Raw genomic sequence first — 20,258 nt, 5'->3', positions numbered from 1 at the left:
AAAGGTATGTGCTGTGATATACACATCTTTTGGCTTTTGTTTTAGAGAATTTTTGCAAAATCATCCTATAGCTAAATGACGATGAACGTATGAAGGGAGTAACTGAATGTTCTCAAGTATTTTGCAAACTTTACCTCAAGTATTGATTGATGGTCTGGCGCTAGGCGCAATCTATGCGGTTGTAGCACTCGGTTATACGATGGTATACGGTATTCTCGAATTAATTAACTTTGCGCATGGTGAGATTTTTATGACCGGAGCATTTGTAGGGACAGCGGTGCTTTTTATTTTTCAAGGAGCAGGATGGTTAACCGGCATGCCGGCATGGTTATCGTATGTACTGATTATTCTGATTGCTATGCTGGTCACCGGTGCGCTTGGTGTCGGGATTGAAAGGGTAGCTTATCGACCGTTACGCAAAGCGCCCAAGTTAATCTTATTGATCTCTGCATTTGGTGTCTCATTCGTTTTGCAAGATGTGATTCGATTTATTGCTGAACTCAAAACAGGTAACTATATTATCAGCACTCCGCAATTATTTGATCAACGTTATCAATTACCTCTTTCTTCGATATCCAGCTGGTTTACCGATGCTTCCGTCAAAGCGAATACTTTGTTTATTTTTGCTATTGCGATTGTATTAATGATTGGGCTTGATATTTTTGTGAATCGTACCAAATGGGGCGGAGCGATGCGTGCAGTTGCGCAAGATCGAGAAACAGCTTCGCTGATGTCTATCAATGTGAATAAAGTGATTGTATTAACCTTTTTTATCGGTTCTGCTCTGGGTGGATCAACAGGGGTATTATTTGCACAACAATATGGAACGATTGATCCGTATATCGGCTTTATTTTAGGGCTCAAAGCATTTACAGCCGCTGTGCTGGGAGGTATCGGAAATATTCGCGGTGCGATGTTCGGCGGGATTGTGCTGGGTGTACTTGAAATGTTTGCTTCATCGAATCTGGGCATTTTGACAGGTGGTAACTTTGGAGCAGAGTACAAAGATGTTTTTGCCTTTATGATTCTGATCATCGTATTGATTTTCAAACCGGAGGGTATATTCGGCAAAGCAATCAAAGAGAAAGTGTAGGTGACACCGATGGGAAAGATACAAACGATGTTGCAAGCGAATAAACTTGCACAAGGATTACTATTAGCCGCATTTATACTTGTAACCGCAGGCGCTGTCTATCTGATCGATCGTTCGGTCACTGCCTTTCTTTTGATGCTGGCTTCGCTGTTGCTGTTGTACTATACGTCTTTTAGTAACGGGATGAAATGGAGTATTGCTGTTTTTTTATTGGTGATTGTAATTCCATTTGCCACTTCAGGCGGCACCTCACGTGAATCGTATATGGAAGTGGCGACCCAGTGCGGTATCTATGTAGCGATGGCACTCGGGCTGAATATTGTAGTAGGATTTGCAGGCTTGTTGGATATGGGATTTATTGCTTTTTTCGCTGTAGGGGCTTATACATACGGCATTTTTGCGACAGGGCAAGCCAATAATTTTATCTCGGGTGAACTCTTTCCGTTATCCGGTGGAAGCTTCTGGATTTTTATTCTTATTGGGGGCTTTATTGCAGGGATCTTCGGCATATTGCTCGGTCTGCCTGTGCTACGTGTCAAAGGTGATTATTTAGCGATTGTGACACTGGGCTTCGGGGAGATCATTCGTATTATTTTTAATAATTTAGAAAAGCCGGTCAATATTACAAACGGCGCGATGGGCTTATCTTCGATTCAACCGCCTGATTTGTTTGGCTTTCAATTCACCTTTCCGCACCAATTTTATTTTATTGTGATCGGGATATTGTTAATTGTGATCTTTGCTGTAAGGCGATTAGAACATTCACGTCTTGGTCGTTCATGGAAAGCAGTGCGTGAAAATGAAATTGCTGCTCAGTCGATGGGTATTCCGCTAATCCGTACCAAGTTGATGGCTTTTGCAATTGGAGCTTCTTTTTCAGGGATGATGGGTGTGGTATTCGCAGCGAAGCAGACATTTATTGATCCGACCAGCTTTACATTAATTGAGTCGATTACGATTCTAGTGATGGTCGTATTGGGCGGAATGGGTAGTGTGCCCGGTGTGATCTTAGGAGCAAGTCTAGTGACGATTCTGAATTTGCAGGTATTGACGGAATTCACAAGCTGGCTTAATCAATTGTCTCAGCAGGGGATTTTTGAAGTGCCGAATGCGTTATCTCCTTCTAAAATGCAACGCTTTATTTTCGGTATGATCTTAATTCTAGTCGCTGTTTTCCGTCCTCATGGATTGATTGCTGCTAGAAATCGTAGACTTCCTCCAGAAGCAGTCAAAGATCCATCTCCACCGTTATCCAAGCCAGAGGTACAACCCGATTAAAGGCGATCGGACTAAGGGAAATAGCGAATCAATCGGGCAATATTCAATTAGAAAGGAGCATATCAATGAGTGATCACCAGAAACATAATGTGTTGAAAGTGACTAATCTGATAAAGCGCTTTGGTGGATTGACAGCTGTAAACGGAGTGAATTTTGATTTTCCTAAAGGGCAGATTTCAGCAGTAATCGGTCCCAATGGCGCAGGGAAAACCACTTTTTTCAATATGATTACAGGCATATATGTACCGGACAAAGGCAATATCGAACTGGATGGAGAATCGATTGTGAATATTAAGCCTGATCGGATTACCAGTCGCGGGATTGCACGTACTTTTCAAAATATTCGCTTGTTCGGGAGTATGACGGTTCTTGAAAATGTGCAGGTCGGTATGCATATTCATCTCAAAACAGGGATTGTCGGCACATTGTTAAATTTACCTCGTGTCCGTCATGAAGAACATGATGCTCAACGTGAAGCTTATCGGTTATTAGAATACGTAGGTCTTGCTGATTGGTATAACGAAGAAGCAAGCAGTCTATCGTATGGAGCACAGCGGCGCTTAGAAATTGCCCGCGCGCTTGCCGCTAAGCCCAAAGTATTACTGTTAGATGAACCCGCCGCAGGCATGAATCCCCGTGAGACATCTGAATTGACTGGATTGATTCGCCGAATACAGCAAGAACTCAATATTTCAATTATTTTGATTGAGCATGATATGAAATTAGTGATGGAATTATCTCATCATATTCTTGTACTGGATCATGGAGAAAAGATTGCTGAAGGTGGACCAGAAGATATTCGTTCTAATCCGAAAGTGATCGAAGCGTATCTCGGTAAAAGTGCGGTCGAGGAGGAGATACAGATATGAGTCTGGTGGAATTGAACAATGTACAAGCTTTTTACGGTGGAATCGAAGCACTCAAAGGAATCAATCTAGAAGTCAAAGCAGGTGAAATCGTAACATTAATCGGTTCTAATGGTGCAGGCAAATCTACGACACTCAAATCAATCTGCGGTCAAGTACAGACTAAAGGTGAAATCTGGTTCGATGGCCAAAAGATTACCTCGCTTGAACCGCATGTGATTGCACAAAGTGGGATTGCTCATGTACCGGAAGGACGACGTATTTTTCCACGTTTAACTGTGAAAGAGAATTTGGAAATGGGTGCTTTTTCAGTCAAAAGTAAAAAGCTGATCAAAGAGAGAATTGAAAAGTCATTTGTTTATTTTCCACGGCTTAAAGAGCGTTATCATCAGACTGGCGGAACGATGAGTGGTGGCGAACAGCAGATGCTTGCGATTGCTAGAGGACTGATGATGAATCCCAAAATTCTACTCTTGGATGAACCTTCGATGGGACTGGCTCCCGTATTGGTAGATCAAATTTTTGAGATTATTCAGGAGTTAAATAGTACAGGAATGACGATTCTACTGGTAGAGCAAAATGCGTATCAAGCGCTACAGATTGCGCATCGGGGATATGTGATTCAGACAGGGGAGATTATTTTGCAGGATGATGCGAAGGTACTTCTGACGAATAATCAGGTGAGGGAAGCTTATTTGGCATAAGTTCATTGGTTTTGAACATAGTTGAATATAACCGCTACAGCAAATACGTTGTTCTTATTGTCACTGATGGTGGTCTTTATGGATACAAAGTAAAAAAAGCTCTTGTCGTGTAGTGATCTCGACAGGAGCTTTTTGCTTATAAATAAGAAAAGTTAAATATAAATCAATCAGCCTTTTTTCACATCTTGAACCGCTTGATAGATCAATTTGAACAGGTCTTCCAAATATTCTTCTGCAATACAAGAGAAAGCGATACGTAGATCATGTGCACCTAGTGCGATTGTACCGACTTCATATTCACGTAGTAAGCGTAGACGTACATCTTCAGCAGAGACATCTTTTAATTTCAAACACATAAAGTAACCGGAGTTAAAAGGATAGTATTCCCATGTGTCTGCGTATTGATCAGTGTTGAGCAGTTCTTTAACTTTGTTCGCTCTGCCCTTCATCACTTGGAACTTTTCTTCTTTTTGCGCTTCGAAATTAGGGTCTTGTAATGCTTTCAAAATAAATGTCTGGGATGGGTGTGGTCCGCTGGAAATGGTTGCACGGATAATACCCAGTGTTTTTTGTTCCAACGCGACAATCGCTTCAAGATCTTGTGCGCCATACGTGATAAAACCAACACGGAATCCCCATACATATTCTTCTTTCGTCGCACCATCGACTTTGATCGGTAAAATACGAGGATGCAAGTCAAGCAATGATCCGAACAACGATTCATGTAGAGAATCTTCGAAAAACAATCCGAAATAAGCATCATCGGTAACCACAACGACATTGATTCCAGCTTCAGCGGCTTCGTTAATGGCAGCTACAATTTTTTTACCGTCTGCTACACTTGGCGTATAACCTGTTGGGTTATTTGGGAAGTTCAAGACGACAATCGCTTTACCTTTTTCTTTTTGCGCGAGTAGAGCATCTCGTAATCCATCACTATTGAATGTCATTTCTTCTGTAAATAATGGATAAGTGATGATCTCAGCTCCGCGACGAACTGCGAAAGTAAGCTCATAGTTTTCCCAGTTTTTATCTGGATATATAACAGCATCGCCTACATCTGCGAACAGATCTGCTACAATACTTAGACCATGAGTCAACGCATTGGTTACGATAGGATTGCTGAATTTTTTATCTTGTAGTGAAGGATTGTCTTTGATCATTTTCTCACGCCATACACTGCGCAATTCTGGTTTGCCAGCAGGAGGAGCATAAGGATACAGATCTTTAGGTGCAAAAGCAGACAACGAATCTTGTAGAACCTTCAAATGCATGGGCCCGCCATTTTCGGTTGCAATTCCAATCGTTGCATTATATTTTTTAGCCTGGCTTGATGCTTCTGCCGATTGGCTTAATATACCTTCTTTAGGGAAATAAATCTCTTTACCAAGAGTGGATAGCATCTCATAAATGTGAGGGCTATCTGTTTTCAATTTCGCGTTCAATTGTCCAGCCAGTGGGTTCATCGTTTTCATCCTTCCAGGTCTGTTAAATAATGAATCAGCCGCACCTGATGATAATGGAACAGTAGAAGTTCGCCTGATTTCTGCTGCCCTAGTATATCATTTTTCGCGCGGAAGTGTCACCGTGTAGGAAGTGAAATTTGATGGGTTAGTTGTGAATATGATGTGAATATTAAATGATTTAAGACGATATGCTTCAACTTTGGTGATGCGGGCAATATTTTTTCATCATTTCGATCGTTGTGAGATCATCATCCAGCCCTCGTTTTTGTAGTCCATCCATAATATGTTGACGTTCTTCTTCTTTAGCATTTTGACCAAATTTGAACTTGGCTGTCCACTCCTGCGGGACAATTTTGATCAAAGCGACCCCGTTTAGCCGCGGAATATAACGAGGATCTTTGGCATCAATCGTATCATACCCACCTTCAGGTTGAAGCTTGTGCATAAAGATCGAAAAGGCATCTGCTTTTTCTTCCAGATCGGTAATCAATTCTGCATGACCACGTACCGTAACACTTTTGAAAAAGGCAGAAGCCGGACATGCCATTTCAGCATCGGTAAAGTAAGAAGGGATTAATGCATACTCTTTCGCCACTGAAAACGTCACACGTGTATCATTTTTAAGCAATTTCATTTTTTCGCCTGCACGACTACCATGAATATAAAATACACCATTACCATAAGCAAAATTAAGTGGAGTCACACGTGGAAATCCATCCTCATGACTCATTCCCAGAAATCCAAAACTCATTTCCTCCAAAAATAACGCCAATTCTTCTTCTTCCTCTATCGTAAATTCTTTTCTTCTCATCGGTATCTCTCCTTCTCTCTGTTGACCAAATCTTATTTTCAGCATATGCTACAATTGGATTAGTCAAAAGAGCCAATTTGAATGAAAATAAGTAGTCCAATAAAGGAGAACGTTATGGATATTACTATTGCTTATCAGCGTGCTATTCAGACGTATCAGCACAAATATCTAGCGTTATATCATGCCTTACGGGAAGGGATTCTAGGTGGGTCACTTGCCAGTGGAACACGTTTACCTTCTACTCGTGATCTGGCTGCGATGTACGGATTATCGCGTGGAAGTGTATCGGAAGCATATGATATGTTACTGGCTGAAGGGTATGTTCAATCTGCTGTCGGTAAAGGAACATTTGTAATTGAACAGCCTATTGTGTCTGGCAAAGAAGTACATATTGAAGCATCATCCTACATAAATGAAAAAGCACCTTTGTCTTCTTTATCTGTATGGGGACAGCGTATTATCCAAATGGAACAAGAAATTATACAGTTTCGAAAAGATCATTCTGATCAGAGAGATGACCAGACTCCTTCTGCTATAAGTAACACTCGTCCGCCACTAGAGCAGATTTCTTTTCAATCAGGAGACATTATGTTAGAAGGAAGTTCGCAGACTTCTTGGAAAAGTGCTATGTCTGCTGCTAGCAAAGATTTGCAAAAATCTACTACTGATTCAGCACTTACGACTGTGCAAGGAGATATCGGGTTACGTGAAGCGATCTGCAATCATGTAGGAAGAACAAGAGGAATTACAGCGACTGCTGAACAAGTTGTATTATGTAGCGGTTCGATGGAAGTGATTACATTGTTGTGCCAGTTGTTGATCAATGAAGATGATCAAGTGATTCTGGAAGATCCTTGTTATTCGGGTATGCGGCGTGCGATTATAGCTTGCGGAGGAGTGATCCAGCCGGCTCCACTAGATGAGCATGGTGTTATTCCGCAGGATTGGAAGGCTAGATTGTTATTTGTAACACCGGGTCGCCAATTTCCTACAGGTGCTGTTTTACCATTGGCTCGTCGTCAACAGCTACTAGAGTGGGCGAATACCCATGGTGCATGGATTATCGAAGATGATTATGATAGCGAATTTCGCTGGTCAGGTCGTCCTATCGAACCGCTTAAAGCATTGGATCAAACAGATAGCGTTATCTATGTCGGTTCCTTTTCCAAAAGCATGTTCAGCAGTCTTCGTCTTGGTTATGCGATCTTGCCAACTGTGCTTGCTGAAGCTTTAACGGCTGCTAAGCGATTATATGATCCATTACCGCCTGCTCGATTAGAACAAAGAGCACTGGCACGATTTATGATCCGTGGTGATTATGTACGCCATTTGCGCCGTATGACCCGATTATATCGTTCCCGTTACGATGTTTTTCAACAATCTATTCAAGAAGAGCGATTGGATGAACTATTTGATTGGCAACAAACCGATTGCGGTCTACATGCCTATGCCACATGGAAGCACGATGCTACCCGGTACAATCAATGGATGACAATTGCTCGCACATACGGTGTGATCTGGCGCGATGCTGCTGATTATCAGTTAACGCCTAGCGCTCCATCGGCGTGCTTTATTTTCGCTCATTTATCAGAGTCTCAGATCATTGAAGGTGTTAAGCGCCTTCGGCAATCTTGGGAAAGTCTACAATAGAAGGATTGACGATTACTGACTTTTTGGTCAATATAAAGTAAAGTTATCTAAAACATAGCTATACAAACTATTTCATCATCAACTTATATTCAAATTGAAAATAAATCTAAAACCAAGGAGGGTTGAGTGATGCTGAATTTGTCACCTTCTTCATTTATACTAAAACCAGCGTTTGCCAAAATCTTTTGCGAACCGGAATGGCGCTGGCCCAAAAGAGAGAAACCGATGCCGAACTATGACTTGTTCTATGTATGGAGTGGCGAAGGAGAATTAATGTTGAACGGCGAGGCTTATCCAATCAGTCAAGGAAGTTGCTTTTTATTTTATCCCGGGGATGAGACAACAGCAACACACAATCCGCAAAAGCCGCTAGTCCTTACCTATATTCACTTCGATATTGCTGAACCTGCACAAATGATTCCTGTACGTTATCGCAAATTAGACGAACGGATTGATTTTGAATATATGCTTGTACGGTATGTGAGACTATTTCTTGAACAAGCTTTTGCCGCAGAAGAAGAAGCGAAGTTGATTCTGAAGCAATTAATGATTCATTTACTGCGTGAAGATCAGCGTCAACCCGTTGAACGTAAAGTCAGTAACCAACTGAGTGAAGTGGTGCAAGAGATCGCTAACTATATTCGTCAGCATCCAAGTCTAGCTCACCGGGTAGAAGATTTGGCTTCTCGGGCTGGTTTGTCGCCACGCTATTTTTCGATCAAATTCAAAGAGTTAATAGGTGTATCTGTGCAATCGTATATCATTAAGATGCGGATTGAGCGGGCAGAGCATTTACTGGTCTATACTGGAATGAATGTGACTGAGGTTGCCGATGCGCTGGGGTATCGTGATATTTTCTTTTTCAGCCGTCAATTCAAGCAATACACAGGCAAAAGCCCCTCAGAAATTAGATAAAGTTATCGATTTACTGCGTATCAGGATATTCTGCGAACTTTGCATTTTACATGATGCTTGATTTAAGATGAGTATACTCGTGATTACAGTTTGTTTCACAATAATTGTCAACGGGTAATACTTGTCATGTTAACGTAATGTAAATGGAAGGAGGAATATACCTAATGCGTTTTAGACAGCGGATTCGTAACAGAGGCGGTTCATCTACAGCAGGCAAAAACATTTTTCGCAATCGGCTGCGTCGATTTAAAGGATCGACGACTGTAACTGAATCATGGTTTTAAGCAAACCATATACTTAAGCCGTTCATTTAACTCATAAGAAGCTTGTTGAATGCTTATTCAGCAATCTACTATATATAGCATATCTCAATCATTATTGGTTGACGCATAACAGAAAGACAGCCCTATTTGAAAGTATTCTTTCAAGCAGGGCTGTCTTTCTATTCCTATTCTTTGGTAGATCCTATACTTTCAGGTGCAACACGGCGATACGGTCGAGTTGCTTGTAGATCCACTAATGTACCTAAACTCTCACCCATTTTGACTTTGCTGCCAATCTGTAACTGTTCATTAGCTACAAATGTTCCTTGTTGTACCAGAAGCACAACGGTAGAACCAAATTCAAAATAAGCAAGTTCATCACCTTTTTGCCATGAGGTGCGTTCAGGATCAGCATATTGAATACTACTTACATTTAATGCACCTACTTTGACGACAGCCACTTCGCCACAATCATGAGACATATACGTAATTAATCGTTCATTACGACTAAGTACAGAACGCATAAAGGTCATGCCTTTATCATTAACCGGATAGACTTTACCCGGAATATGCTCTGATTCAGTTTGTCTACCGGTAACCGGTGAATGAATACGATGGTAATCGGTTGGGCTTAAATACAACACAAACATATATCCGTCTTTGTATGACTCCATACGTGGAGAATAATTAAGTAGTTCTTCCAGTAAGTAATCTTGGCCTTTCACTTGTGGAATAACATTATGCTGAAGTGGACCCATTGCTGTAATCACAGCATCCACCGGACTCACAAGCGACATCGGATCGGCATCAATCGGACGCATACCCGGACGAAGTCGACGTGTGAAAAATTCATTAAGGCTATTATAATCTTGTATATTTTTTTCTGCTTCTTCCGCTGGAATATGATATGCCTGAATAAATTTCGGGATAAATTTCCGGCTGGCCCGTGATTTAGCGAAGCTTCCTGTAAGCCGCGAAACCCACTTGCGTGAAGATAACTCGGTCATCAGGCGAAACACTGTATTGGCCATAATCAAGTTGAACCCCTTTCTACATTCGGGAAAACGATAAAGATGCAAAGCAAACTATCTTACGATAAGCGCTTGGTAGTATAAGCGCGACCATAATGCAATCAAAAGTGATTTTTGCAAAGCAAAATATCTTACAATAAAGCTCTTTAGTGCGCTACGTTATATTGCCATATATAACACATGAAATCAATGCTTTGAATCAAATGTGACAGTATCGTATCTAAAATCAGCCTACGAATCGTCACCTAACAATGATAAAATAGATAGAACACGTACGTGAATGGAGGAATAAGAATGACTACATTTGGATTAATAAGACACGGAAGTACCATTTGGAATAAAGAAGGTAGAGCACAGGGAAGTTCAGATATTCCTCTGGATGAAGGTGGTTGGGAACAAGCACGTCAACTGGGCAAACGCATCAAAACTGAATCTTGGGATCGGATTTATGTAAGTGATCTGATTCGTGCACAGCAGACGGCTCAAGCGATTGCAGAAGGTGGCGATTTGCAGATTAGCTCGGATCCTCGTCTACGTGAATTAGATGGAGGATTGATCGAAGGTACAACTCAAGCTGATCGGATCGCACGCTGGGGAGAAGATTGGAAAAGTCAGGATCTTGGACTGGAAACACCAGAATCAGGAGCGGCACGTGGAGTGAGCTGTCTGGAAGAACTGGTAAGCTTATATCCCAATGAACGTATTCTAATTGTAAGTCATGGTGTGCTACTTAATCATGTGCTGAATCAGATTCTATCTGACGAACCGAAATGGCATGGACTGGAAAATATGTCGATGACTGTTGTACACTGTAATGAAGATCATGTATGGAGCTGTGAATTATACAATTGTACTCAGCATTTGTTGCCGTCTGAAGCTGAAGCATTAGACTAAAAGGGACAGAGTGTGGCTGATCAAAGGAGAGCATAATCATGCAATTAAAGTGGCTAGAGTGGGCCAAACAAATTCAAGCAATCAGTCAAGCAGGGTTAGAATATTCTAAAGACATGTATGATATTGAACGGTTTGAACAGTTACGCGCACTTAGTGTAGAGATTATGCATCAGTACACCGATGTAGAAGTAGAAAAAGTACAAGAACTTTTTGCAAGTGAAACTGGTTATGCTACACCGAAAGTGGATATACGTGCAGTAGTTTTTCAACAGGATAAAATACTAATGGTACGTGAAAAGCAGGACGGTGCATGGGCATTACCGGGTGGATGGGGAGATATCGGATTGTCGCCCAAGCAGATCGCTGTGAAAGAAACTAGAGAAGAGTCTGGCTTTGAAGTAGAAGCGGTACGTCTGCTTGGTGTGGCTGACAAAAATTTTCATAATCACCCACCTTCTCCGTGGCATGTGTATAAGTTTTTTATTTTGTGCCGTATTGTCGGTGGAGAAGCAACTGTAGGTGACGAGACATCCGATGTAGGCTTTTTTGCTGCGCATGAATTGCCACCTTTATCGGTTGAACGTAATACAGAAGAGCAAATGTTGAAAATGTTTGATTGTATGAAGAGTCCGCACAAAACCGTATTTTGCGATTGATACTCATAAAATCTATCTATCCTCAGGATCAGCTTAGGACTGTAACCAGACAATCAATACAGGCATTAGAATAAATGAAGCCAGCGTAGTCCAGAGAATACAACGTGAGACAAGCTTAGGCGCGGCATTGAATTGCCCTGCAAGAATAACAGCATTAACGGCTGTTGGCATTGAGGTCAAGATTAATAAGACACTAAACAATATCCCTTCTACTTGTAACCATGTTAACAATAGCCATGACAGCAACGGAGCGACCAGCAGACGGATACTTAGACCTGCCCAGAACGCTCTGTTGCTAGACTGTGTTGTCTGGTTAGCAGTAACTGTAGCGCTTGTAGAGCCTACACTGATCATTTGTGTACCTAGTACGACAAGAGCGACGGGTGAATAGGCAGCAGCTAACATCACAAATCCTGAATCGAGTGCAGTAGGGAGCGCAATATCAGTGACTCTCAAGATCACAGCAATCAGTGTGGCATAGATGGCAGGCAGACGAAATATAGCCAACCCTGCTTGCTTAACGGAAAATTGAGAACGAGCTGCAAAAAACACACCTACCGTATTTACAATAATCATTTGCCCGATAACATAGACAGAAGCTTTATCTAATCCCAATTGTCCAAAAGCAAGCAACACCAACGGTAATCCATAATTCACACAATTCGTAAATGTAGAAATAAGGGTTAGACCTGCTTGTTCTTCTTTATTTAATTTCAGGATACGGCTCATACCGATTGCAATTGCCCATAACAATACAAGGCTTAATAAAGAGAAACTAATCGTGGTGCCGATATCATTTAAAGAAATATCTGCATGTAGCAACGTATTAAAAACAATGGCGGGCGTCAATACATAAAGTGACATCGTAGCAATCGGTTTGCTATCCAGATTGCGGAAGCGCTTGAGTAGAATACCACCAATCACAGGTAGCGAAATCGGTAAAAAAACTTGGTATAACGTGTGTAACAGATTCATGATCAAATGATATTCATCCTTTCCAGTACGATGTTATCAATTTACGTCTGAATCTATAGTTCGTCAAATACCTATATCCTATTCGTTTATAGGCTGTAACTATTAATTTTATTTTACTTATTGGTTATAGTGATGTAAGGATAAACATACTGATATGTATACACGCAAAAGCCACTTCGCTATTCTACATCACATAGAATACGTTGAAGTGGCTTTTGCGTCTTCCTAGCTTTTTAACCTAATGATTTAAAACATTGTGTTTTTATTTGCTGATTTCTCAGGGACGGCTTGAACAGTGTCCCAGTGTTCTACAATTTTACCATTAGCTACACGGAAAATATCGACAACCGCAGACCCACGATCATTTTTATCCATACGACTCCAGCTATGCAGAACAACGATATCGCCTTCAGCAATCACGCGAATAATTTTGTTACTGCTGCTTTTATTCGATTGCAAGAAAGAAGCGAATTGATTCAAAGGTTCTCTGCCTGTAGGTACACTTGGATTATGTTGAATATAATCTTCAGCAACATATTTATTGATTACAGAGACATCATGTTTGTTGAATAGATCATCGTAAAAAGTTCGCACCATTTTGGCATTGGCTTGGACTTCACTTGGACTGAGAGGAGTCACTTCTACTGGTGTGCCTTTAGCAGGGAACATGGTATTCGTATTTGCTGATTTCTCAGGAACCGGTTGGAAAACATCCCAGTGTTCGACGATTTTATTGTTTTTGATACGGAAAATATCGACTACGGAACTTCCACGATCTTTTGCACCTGTTGTCACATGATTATGCACAACCACTAGATCATTTTGAGCGATAATACGTTTGACTTCGGATTTATAATTTGGATTCTGCTTCAGATAAGATCCAAAAAATTTCACAAAAGCTTGGCGACCGTCACCAGCTAACGGATTATGTTGCTTATAATTAGAAGCAATATACAAGCTAGTTTTGTTCAATTCATGATCATTGAAAACATCTTTGTACATGTTGAGTACCAGCTTTTTATTTTTGGCCAGTTGAGCTTCAGTAGACTTGGCTGTTGTCGCACTAGCTGCTGTAACACTGGTGGAAGACATTGGGGTAGGAGAAGAAGTGCATGTATTATCTTTTGATCCTGTAAGCGGACTTGCATGTACTCCTGTCACTGCTAGTGCAGATACCAATGTAAAGCTGATCGCTAAAGTACTTGTTTTCTTCATCATGAATAACACTCCTTTGTATAAAAACATTGTCTATCCTGTATGGATGAAATGATTGTAACTTATATAGTTACAAGTGTGCAAGTTTTACTTTAAACCGTTTACATACTTGTAGAAACAACAAAAAGAGCCACTTCGTGTCAGGTAGACGTTGAAGTGGCTCTTCGTATATAATGACTTCTATTCGTTAACGTGTAGAGGTGTGAATGTGACAGGATACTCTTTGACTCCAAATACAAAAGCACTTTGAATCGGTTGTAGTGGTGTATTAGGAACCAATTGAATCTGATCCATATGACTTAATAAGGTCTGAAGTACAACTCTGCCTTCTAAGCGAGCAAGCGGAGCACCGAGACAGAAGTGGATTCCGAATCCGAATCCCATATGTTGATTTGGTTTGCGATCAGGAATAAATGAATCTGCGTTCGCAAATTTCTGTTCATCTCGATTGGCTGAGCCGACCCATGAGATGACTTGATCACCGGCTTGAATTGTTTGTCCACCTAATTCAACGGTTTCTTTGGCAACACGTCCAATAGCGACAATTGGTGGATAATAACGTAGAGTTTCTTCTACAGCGGTCTGAATCATTTCAGGATGTTCACGCAATTGCTGTTGCAACTGAGGTTGTTCCGCTAGAATACGGACAGCATTGGTAATCAGATTAGTGGTAGTTTCATTACCTGCTGCTAATAATAAAATACAGAAACCGACGATTTCTTTGTCTGTTAATTTCTGTCCATCAATTTCAGCGGCTAATAATAACGATATCAAATCGTCTTCTGGTTGAACACGGCGTTGCTCCATAATATTCATAAAGTACGAAGACAATTCTTCATGATTTTTAGCCTTTTCAACCATTAACTCTTGAAAAGCTTCATCACTATCATTTTTAGCACCTTTGACCTGAATATCAGACCACTCTTTAAATCGTTCACGATCCGATGAAGGCACACCGATCAATTCAGCGATTACGATCACAGGTAGGGGTGTAGCTAGATCATGTACCATCTGAATCTGTCCTGTAGCTAAATGAGGAGCTAACAGATCATCAGCAATCTCTTGAATCCGTGGTGCCAGTGCTTCGATCGCCCGTGGAGTAAATGCTTGATTGACTAGATCACGTAATTGTTTGTGTTTGGGTGGATCCGTAGTTAACATACTTTCATTGGCACGGTTACGTTGGGACGAGAACAATTTCGGATTTTTAAGTACATATTGTACATCTTCATAGCGAAAAATATCCCAACATTTGCGATTTTCATCATAACGAACAGGAGTCTGTTCTCTCATTTCATCATAAACGTTAAAGGGAGAAAGCTGACTTTCTATCGCCGCTAGTTCTCGAATAGGAATGTAGTTGGCATATTTCTTGGTAGCTTGATTCATCATATTCCTCCACCTTTATATATTTATTTACATATTAATTTCTTTCTTTATTATAAACGTACTTGTACTAAGATACAAATTTTGTAATTTTTTATGTTGAATATACAGATCTAAAGGAAGTGTCAATCATGCATTCATTATGGAAAAAGATCGAACAAAGTTCTTTAGAGACTTGGCCTGCACTGCATAGTAAAAAAGTAGGCGGATGGAATATACGCTTGTCAGATGGATATAGTAAACGTTCCAATTCAGTCAGCACTTTAGAAGATATTGATCCCGATGTAACACTAGAAGATCAGATTGCTAGTTGTGAAGCGGATTATCACAAGGCAGGATTACCTGTGGTCTTCAAGATGACTCCTTTTACCCGACCATCAGAGTTAGATCAACAGTTGCACCTACGCAATTATCAGATTCAAGATGAGACCCGTGTGCAGTGCAGATCATTAGCAGGAATAGAGGAAGAATATAAGCAGTACCAGGAGTCCAGATCAGATAAATTATCGCAACTGACTTATACGATTCAAGAGCAGTGGAGTGAAGAGTGGATTAAGCAAGCAAGTGCACTTGGAGAATGGCCTGACAGTGTGGGACATTCTATCGCCAAGTTGATGAGTGTAAATACATTGCCCAAAGCATACATGGCTGTATATCAAGCCGATCAACCTGTAGCTTGTGTTATCGGTGTGCTAGATCATGATTATATGGGTATCTATGATGTGATTACAGGCGCTGCGTATCGTCGTCAAGGTATCGCCAAAATGATGTTATATCATTTAATGAAATGGGCTCAATCACATGGAGCAAGTTATACGTATCTACAAGTGGGCGAACATAATCAAGCGGCTATTCAGTTATATGCAGGTTTAGGATTTGAGGAAGTCTATCGTTATTGGTATCGTGTACTGTTGGAAAAATAAACAAGAGCGCCTATTTTCTAAGGCGCTCTTTGTTATATAGTAATACTTCAAATCCTGATTTTAGCTACAATAATCAGCGATTCGATTATTTCATTGCTGAATTCAATTCTATACAATCAATATATACACATTTCACATAAATACTTTTCACGGTAAGGAGGCGTTATATTAATATTAAAAAAGGTATATGAAAGGAAGCACAGTATGACAGATGAAATACTGCCTATTGTTAAAATAAACTCTATTTCTGAACAGCATCATTATATGGGAATTCCCAAGCCTGAACATCCTCTAATTAGTATTTTTAAAATAGACGATCTTCCGCATGCTAATCATGATGCAGTCCGTATGAATATGAATTTGTACACCATTTCTTTGAAAAGAAACGTAGATAACAAAATAAAATATGGTCAGAATTATTACGACTTTGATGAAGGAATCATGGGGTTAATGTCTCCTGGTCAAATTTTTACTAATGATAATAGAGGAAATATTACTGGATGGTTTTTAGCTTTTCATCCTGATTTTATTAGAAATTATCCATTAGGGCAAAAAATCAAAAACTACGGCTTTTTTTCCTATAATGTAAATGAAGCATTGCATGTATCAGAAAAAGAAGAAAACATGATCTTGAATATTATGGATAGCATCAAAAAAGAATATCATGCCTCTATTGATAATTATAGCCAAGATGTTATGGTCTCCCATCTTGAGGTGTTGCTAAATTACACAAATAGATTTTATAACAGACAGTTTATCACACGCAAAGCACCTAATCTGGATTTGCTAGACAAAATAGATGTTTTGCTTACTGGCTATTTAGATAATGAATTAGGACAGGAACATGGTCTTCCGACTGTACAATATCTGTCAGAACAATTAAATATCTCTGCAAATTATTTGAGCGATATGTTGAGAAAATATACAGGACAAAGCGCGCAAAAACATATTCATTATCAGTTGACCGAAAAAGCAAAAAATTACTTGGCAACGACAACATTATCCGTCAGTGAAATTTCATATTTGTTGGGATTTGAGCATCCACAGTCATTCAGTAAATTGTTCAAAAGTAAAACGGATCAATCACCATTAGAATATAGAAGTTCTTTCTATTAATAGGATGAAAACTATTGATAAATTGGCAATAGATGAGAACATTAAAGGAGATTAAAACAATGAAAACGACAAAATTAGGCAATAGCGATGTGACAGTATCTTCTATCGGTTTGGGACTTATGGGAATGTCAGGTATATATGGTCAAAGTAATGATGAGCAGTCTATTCAAACGATTCATAGAGCATTAGAGCTTGGTGTGACTCTTTTGGATTCTGCAGATGTGTATGGAAATGGACATAATGAAGAATTGCTTGGGAAAGCTTTACAAGGTCGCAGGGATCAAGCAATAGTCGCTACGAAATTTTCATACGGACCTGATTTTCAAACTATTAACGGTCATCCCGATTATGTGAAAAAAGCAGTAGAAGAAAGTCTTCGCAGATTAAATATGGATTATATTGATCTTTATTATCAACACCGTGTAGATCCAAATGTGCCGATTGAAGAAACTGTAGGAGCTATGAGTGAGCTAGTTAAAGCAGGTAAAGTACGTTATCTTGGACTATCTGAAGCTTCTGCACAGACCATTAGACGAGCACATGCTGTACATCCTATTTCTGCACTGCAAACAGAGTATTCTTTATGGAGTAGAGAAGTAGAAGCAGATATTTTACCTGTTCTTAACGAATTAGGTATTACTTTTGTAGCTTATAGTCCTCTAAGTCGTGGCTTTATTTCTGGCGAATTGCGTAAATTTGAAGATCTGGCAGAAGATGATTTACGTAGGTATTTACCAAGATTCCAAAAAGAAAATTTCCAGAAAAACGTAGATATTGTTGAAGAGATTTTGAAAATGGCTAACGAAAAAGGATGTACAGCATCACAATTAGCATTGGCATGGACGATAGCTAAAGGTGCTCTACCTATTCCAGGAACTAGAAGAGTTAGTTATCTAGAAGAAAATGCAGAAGCAACAAATATTGTATTAACTCCAGATGAATTAGAACGTATAGAAGCGGTTAGCCCTGAATCTGCTATTCAAGGCGGTCGTTACGAAGATTCGCATATGAAAGGTTTAAATATTTAAAATAGATCATGATGTGAAATCTAGAACGTGAAAAGAGCGCTTATGATAGAGCGCTCTTTTTTCTTGAAATTTATTGAGCCGCTTTCGGCAATACAGATGGGGTGTCTTTGTAATATACTCTGGTCTCATATGGACGTAATGGCAACGAATGAAGATGATGATGTTCATGCTCATCATAATTAGACAACACCAATTCCCAACCTTCATCACTAATACGTTCAGACAATTCGAATGTCGGTTCATCGTCAAAGAAGTTCATAATAACCATCAGTTCTGTACCTTCATAACTGCGTATAAATGAATACACTTGATGATGCAGTGCGCATAGTAAACGATAATCACCATAGATCACGACCGGATATTTTTTGCGTAAAGCAATCAGGTTTTTGTAATAGTAAAAGATCGAATCTGGATCATTCAATGCTTGTTCAACATTGATATCGGTATAGTTCGAATTCACTTGAATCCACGGATTACCGTCTGTAAAACCCGCATGGGTTGTGTCGTCCCACTGCATAGGGGTACGGGCATTATCACGACTACGTCTAGCTAGATTTTGAAGAATTTCTTTTTCGGTTTTGCCTTCTTTTAACGAAATATTATAGTAATTAATCGTCTCTACATCACGATAATCTTCGATATGTTCAAAGCTAGCATTCGTCATCCCAATCTCTTCACCTTGATAAATATAAGGCGTTCCTTGCAGTAAATGGATAAGAGTGGCTAGCATTTTGGCAGATTGTTTACGATATTCGCCTGTATTTCCGAATCGGGATAGATGTCTGGGTTGATCATGATTAGAGAAATAGTTAGCATTCCAGCCTTTACCATGAAGAACGGTCTGCCAGTGACTCATAATCTTTTTGATATCAAGTAAGTTCCAGCTTCGTCCAACCCATTTGGAACTTCCTGTACCCACACAATCCAGATGCATATGCTCAAATTGGAATACCATATCCAGTTCATGACGTTCATTACCTACATATTCTAATGCTTGTTCAGGGCCAAGACCGGATGTTTCGCCGACAGTCATTAGATCACGAGTTGCAAATACCTGTTGATTAAGGTCTTTGAGTAGGGTGTGTACTTTTTCGAGATTAGAGAAAAATTGAAAAGCTTGCACTACAGGTAAGTTTTGCGGATTATCTGCGTCAGGGAGACCGACAGCTTTGACAATATGAGCAATCGCATCCAAGCGGAATCCATCGACCCCTTTGTCCATCCACCAGCGGATCATATCATGAAGTTCGTTGACGACTTCTTTATTTTCCCAATTGAGATCGGGTTGTTGACGAGCATAGAGATGCATATAATATTCTTCAGTTTCCTGATCATATTCCCAGACCGATCCACTAAAGTAAGATTCCCAGTTATTCGGATAACCGCCATTTTTCCCTTTGCGCCAGATATAATAATCGCGCTTCGGATTATCGATAGAAGAACGTGATTCTACAAACCAATCATGCTTATCGGATGTATGATTCAGCACCATATCCAGCACGACTTTAATTCCACGTTCATGAGCTTCTCGCATAAATTCGTCGAAATCTTGCATCGTTCCAAAATCTTTCATAATCGCTTGAAAATCGCTAATATCGTATCCGTTATCAAAATTAGGAGATTCATAGATCGGACATAGCCAGATCGCACCGATCCCTAACTCTTGCAGATAATCTAGTTTGGAAATAATTCCTTGAAAATCACCGATACCATCACCGTTAGAATCTTTGAAACTTCTTGGATAAATCTGATAAATAGCATTTTCTTTCCACCATTTGCGTATCATCGTTGTTCCTCCATCTGCAAGCTGATTATATGTTCGTTGTTAAAAGTGTTTTCCACCATTTTGTATAGTTGTCGGTATAAAATAGGGGCTTAACGTTCTAAGCACTACGATGTACGCTATATCTCTACTTTACTTTTATCCAATTTACCTACTTACGAAAACGAAAATAAGTATTCTTATCGCATTCTTACCTGAAATGTGT

18 protein-coding genes are annotated in these 20,258 nt (G+C 39.9%); 11 read left to right on the top strand and 7 right to left on the bottom strand.

The window, feature by feature from the left end; translation table 11 throughout:
• Nucleotides 1-106 precede the first annotated feature (106 nt).
• From PO903_RS00640 to PO903_RS00625, 4 genes are all read left to right on the top strand, one after another.
• Nucleotides 107-1,093 (top strand): branched-chain amino acid ABC transporter permease, encoded by a 987-nt coding sequence (locus PO903_RS00640; protein ID WP_137223714.1) that lies wholly within the window; start codon nt 107-109, stop codon nt 1,091-1,093.
• A gap of 9 nt (nt 1,094-1,102) precedes the next feature.
• Entirely contained in the window at nt 1,103-2,371 is a 1,269-nt protein-coding gene (locus tag PO903_RS00635) for a branched-chain amino acid ABC transporter permease (RefSeq protein WP_273592367.1), read from the top strand.
• A gap of 65 nt (nt 2,372-2,436) precedes the next feature.
• Nucleotides 2,437-3,240: an ABC transporter ATP-binding protein gene (locus PO903_RS00630; protein WP_137223710.1), complete on the top strand. Its 804-nt coding sequence runs from the start codon at nt 2,437-2,439 to the stop codon at nt 3,238-3,240.
• A complete protein-coding gene (locus PO903_RS00625) occupies nt 3,237-3,941 on the top strand; it encodes an ABC transporter ATP-binding protein (protein WP_069326271.1) in 705 nt (234 codons plus the stop codon). Before PO903_RS00630 ends, PO903_RS00625 begins: the two co-directional genes overlap by 4 nt.
• Before the next feature lie 167 nt (nt 3,942-4,108).
• On the opposite strand, the gene PO903_RS00620 is transcribed toward PO903_RS00625, so the two are convergent.
• Together PO903_RS00620 and PO903_RS00615 are read right to left on the bottom strand one after the other, a co-directional pair.
• Nucleotides 4,109-5,407 carry an aminotransferase class I/II-fold pyridoxal phosphate-dependent enzyme gene (locus PO903_RS00620; protein ID WP_273592366.1) on the bottom strand — a complete coding sequence of 433 codons (1,299 nt, stop codon included), beginning with the start codon at nt 5,405-5,407 and terminating at the stop codon, nt 4,109-4,111.
• A 193-nt stretch (nt 5,408-5,600) separates the two neighbouring features.
• Entirely contained in the window at nt 5,601-6,218 is a 618-nt protein-coding gene (locus PO903_RS00615) for a pyridoxamine 5'-phosphate oxidase family protein (protein ID WP_069326273.1), read from the bottom strand.
• Nucleotides 6,219-6,332: 114 nt separating this feature from the next.
• On the opposite strand from PO903_RS00615, the gene pdxR reads away from it, so the two are divergent.
• Nucleotides 6,333-7,868, top strand: coding sequence for a MocR-like pyridoxine biosynthesis transcription factor PdxR (gene pdxR / locus PO903_RS00610; protein WP_273592365.1), 1,536 nt, complete (start codon nt 6,333-6,335; stop codon nt 7,866-7,868).
• A 129-nt stretch (nt 7,869-7,997) separates the two neighbouring features.
• Nucleotides 7,998-8,783, top strand: coding sequence for a helix-turn-helix domain-containing protein (locus PO903_RS00605; RefSeq protein WP_069326275.1), 786 nt, complete (start codon nt 7,998-8,000; stop codon nt 8,781-8,783).
• 448 nt (nt 8,784-9,231) lie between these two features.
• Here the strand turns inward: PO903_RS00605 and asd are convergent, their stop codons facing one another.
• The gene (gene asd / locus PO903_RS00600) at nt 9,232-10,077 is read right to left on the bottom strand and encodes an archaetidylserine decarboxylase (protein WP_273592364.1); all 846 of its coding nucleotides are present in this window, start codon (nt 10,075-10,077) and stop codon (nt 9,232-9,234) included.
• 294 nt (nt 10,078-10,371) lie between these two features.
• On the opposite strand from asd, the gene PO903_RS00595 reads away from it, so the two are divergent.
• Nucleotides 10,372-10,971 (top strand): histidine phosphatase family protein, encoded by a 600-nt coding sequence (locus tag PO903_RS00595; RefSeq protein ID WP_069326277.1) that lies wholly within the window; start codon nt 10,372-10,374, stop codon nt 10,969-10,971.
• A 38-nt stretch (nt 10,972-11,009) separates the two neighbouring features.
• Nucleotides 11,010-11,627 carry an NUDIX hydrolase gene (locus PO903_RS00590; RefSeq protein WP_137223698.1) on the top strand — a complete coding sequence of 206 codons (618 nt, stop codon included), beginning with the start codon at nt 11,010-11,012 and terminating at the stop codon, nt 11,625-11,627.
• Nucleotides 11,628-11,660: 33 nt separating this feature from the next.
• Here the strand turns inward: PO903_RS00590 and PO903_RS00585 are convergent, their stop codons facing one another.
• The 3 genes from PO903_RS00585 to PO903_RS00575 form a co-directional block, all read right to left on the bottom strand.
• Nucleotides 11,661-12,608, bottom strand: coding sequence for an AEC family transporter (locus PO903_RS00585; protein WP_273592363.1), 948 nt, complete (start codon nt 12,606-12,608; stop codon nt 11,661-11,663).
• Between the two features lie 240 nt (nt 12,609-12,848).
• The gene (locus tag PO903_RS00580) at nt 12,849-13,820 is read right to left on the bottom strand and encodes a nuclear transport factor 2 family protein (RefSeq protein WP_137223694.1); all 972 of its coding nucleotides are present in this window, start codon (nt 13,818-13,820) and stop codon (nt 12,849-12,851) included.
• Nucleotides 13,821-13,997: 177 nt separating this feature from the next.
• The gene (locus tag PO903_RS00575) at nt 13,998-15,206 is read right to left on the bottom strand and encodes a cytochrome P450 (RefSeq protein WP_273594604.1); all 1,209 of its coding nucleotides are present in this window, start codon (nt 15,204-15,206) and stop codon (nt 13,998-14,000) included.
• A 128-nt stretch (nt 15,207-15,334) separates the two neighbouring features.
• On the opposite strand from PO903_RS00575, the gene PO903_RS00570 reads away from it, so the two are divergent.
• From PO903_RS00570 to PO903_RS00560, 3 genes are all read left to right on the top strand, one after another.
• Nucleotides 15,335-16,126, top strand: a complete 792-nt coding sequence (locus tag PO903_RS00570; RefSeq protein ID WP_273592362.1) for a GNAT family N-acetyltransferase — start codon at nt 15,335-15,337, stop codon at nt 16,124-16,126.
• Between the two features lie 204 nt (nt 16,127-16,330).
• Complete coding sequence (locus tag PO903_RS00565) at nt 16,331-17,242, top strand: helix-turn-helix domain-containing protein (RefSeq protein ID WP_273592361.1); 912 nt, start codon at nt 16,331-16,333, stop codon at nt 17,240-17,242.
• Between the two features lie 59 nt (nt 17,243-17,301).
• Complete coding sequence (locus PO903_RS00560; RefSeq protein ID WP_137223685.1) at nt 17,302-18,270, top strand: aldo/keto reductase; 969 nt, start codon at nt 17,302-17,304, stop codon at nt 18,268-18,270.
• A gap of 70 nt (nt 18,271-18,340) precedes the next feature.
• Here PO903_RS00560 and PO903_RS00555 read toward each other — a convergent pair whose 3' ends face one another.
• Nucleotides 18,341-20,056, bottom strand: a complete 1,716-nt coding sequence (locus PO903_RS00555) for a glycoside hydrolase family 13 protein (RefSeq protein WP_273592360.1) — start codon at nt 20,054-20,056, stop codon at nt 18,341-18,343.
• Nucleotides 20,057-20,258: the final 202 nt, after the last annotated feature.

It is taken from the genome of Paenibacillus sp. PK4536, assembly GCF_028594455.2.
Lineage (GTDB): Bacteria > Bacillota > Bacilli > Paenibacillales > Paenibacillaceae > Saccharibacillus > Saccharibacillus nuruki.
Note: the sequence above shows the minus strand (reverse complement) of the source record. Positions and strands in the feature narration are given on the sequence as shown.